Here is a 2,415-nt window from a genome sequence, read left to right as displayed (position 1 = left end):
CAATGACCCTGTTTGTGTATCGATACCCAGCTCTGTTGTGAAGTTGATATTGATGTCTTCTACCTGCACGTTATCTGCCAGGTCTTTCACACCGCTTACATTCAAGCTTAGCGTCTCACCCGCCGGAAGCAGGGTCACCGGGGTGAGCGTGACCAGCGCATGTGAGCTATCCAGTGCACGATTTACCGCAATCTGCTCACCGTTATGAGTCAGGGTAATGCCACCCAGTGATAAATGACTTATCGTTTCACTAAACTTCACTCTCACTCGGGCATTTACCGCCACGTCGGTTAAGCCTTCGTGCACTGATGTGCCTGTTACAACTGGTGCTGCTGTATCTTCTTCCAAACTGGTATAGAAGTAGAAGCTATCTGATGAGTTTGTATTACCACTGATGTCCGCCACACCGCCGAGCCGTGCATTAAACCGTCGACCTGCTGTCAGTACATTGTCTGGTACCCAAGTTATTGTCTTGCCATCCTGACCAATACTGGCACTACCCGCGACATGAACCGAACCATTGTTTACATCTCGTACATATACGGTGCTGCTGTTCACCGTGAGTGGATCAACAACCTCGTTCATTACCCAGATCACACTACTATTTACTGCAACTGTACTGTTCGAGTAGGGTAAATAAGTACTGTAATTCGGACTGGTCAGGTCTGGTCCTGTTCCGGTTGTAAAGGTTTCACTGTGTGAAACAACTTTATTGCCCGACAAGTCTTCTACCTGTGTAATTGTTTCTGTGTGTTCCGTACTCTCTGATAATGGTGAGTAACGGTGGTACAACACTTCGGTATTACTTGCACTGTACGAGATACTCATATCTGCTATGCGTTCGAAGCTGTATGGGTTAATCGCTTCATCAAAGTGCACGTGATAACGCGGATTCAATGCCACGTTTTCCATTCCCGTTGCCGGACTCATCGCAGTTACTCGTGGGGCCTGCAAGTCTTCTACCGCTACTTCACCTGTGGTGAAGCCATAACTGCGACTCCAGTACTGACGGTCACCATCTGTATCCAGAATGTTACTTGACAGACTCACATAATAGTAACTGTCAGCCGATAAGAGTGATTGCGGCGTGATTTCCACTGTACGTAAATCATCTGCCAGACTTATCGTAGCCGGAAAGGCACTGCCATCATTGTTGCGCATCACAATGAATTCATCAGTAATGGTAGTCTCATCCATATCTTGGTTATAAACGATACGCATGCTCGGATTTAGCGACACATTGGTTAAACCGTTACTTGGCAGATAAGCATTAGGCGTTGGTCGCACCCCTGCTGTTGCCGTAGTTGTCGCCATGCGGAACTGACCTTGATAATGGTTCATCGCATTACCTGAATCATCACGCGCTGTGCTATCCAGATAAACATGAACGAGTGCACCTTCTACAAAGGCTTCATCCGGTGTGAATTCGATTGCCTGACCTGATGCTGACAGCGTAATCTGTCCCTCTACCAGTACACCGTTTTCCGCTACATGGAAAGCATCATGTAAGGAACTTTCATCCATTGGCTCTGAGGTGTACATCACTATACTGCCAACACTCGGTACATTATTGGCACCACTGTTCGGGTATAGGCGTGAGACACTTGGCCTACCGTTGTCATTATCTACCACTGCTGTGCTAAATAGGCTGACATAATCCGCCATTGCATTACCGCTTAAGTCCTGCACATCGTCCGTGACGATTACTGACAGTGACTTTCCGGCTGGCCAGGTGCCACGCAAGGTGATTGTTTTACTGTCTGCAGAGCGGTAAACGCTCGGCGTAATAATGCTGCCCTCTGAATATAACTTGAAGTGATTACTGTTGACCGTAGCTGCATTTAACGATTCATTGAAGCTTAGTACGATTGGCGTACCTACTCCTATATCCATGGCTCCGTCTGCCGGACTGATACTGCTTACGGTTGGTGCCGTAGTATCAAGCTCGTCTTCTGTTGTGAAGTAATAATTCCAACAACATGCACTATTTCCAACTCTATCTTTGACGTAGTAAATACTTGTTCTGATTTGTGTACTACCCGGTAATGGCTCACTTGGCGTAAACGTCACCACGCTGCCTTCTACCTGATAGTCACCCGCTACATAACCACTTTGGCCATTCACCTGAACTCGCACTGCATCATTAATGTTTAGTGCATCGACTGCTTCGTTAAAGGTCACCACAATCGCTGTGTTAACTGATACATCTGATGTATTGTTTGTCGGTGTAACACTGCTTATTCTTGGGTAGGCAGTATCAACACTGCCGCTACTATCGGCTGTGAAGTCCATGCGATACTCAGCAACTTCATTACCCGCTACATCACACACGCCCGCAACAAGTAGCTCATAATCTTCACCCGCCACCAGATATTCATCCGGCGTAACCGACATCGTTTTGCTCTCAATGCCCCG

General features: G+C 47.2%; 1 protein-coding gene. It reads right to left on the bottom strand.

The window, feature by feature from the left end; all coding sequences use genetic code 11:
• Positions 1 to 2,394, bottom strand: a 2,394-nt coding sequence (locus tag C7Y69_RS13220; RefSeq protein ID WP_185864175.1) for an Ig-like domain-containing protein, incomplete at its 3' end; no start/stop codon positions are given.
• Positions 2,395 to 2,415 lie beyond the last annotated feature (21 nt).

The organism is Alteromonas sp. KS69, assembly GCF_003989595.1.
In the GTDB taxonomy this organism is placed as follows: Bacteria; Pseudomonadota; Gammaproteobacteria; order Enterobacterales; family Alteromonadaceae; genus Alteromonas; species Alteromonas naphthalenivorans.
This window is presented reverse-complemented; position numbering and strand designations above follow the sequence as displayed.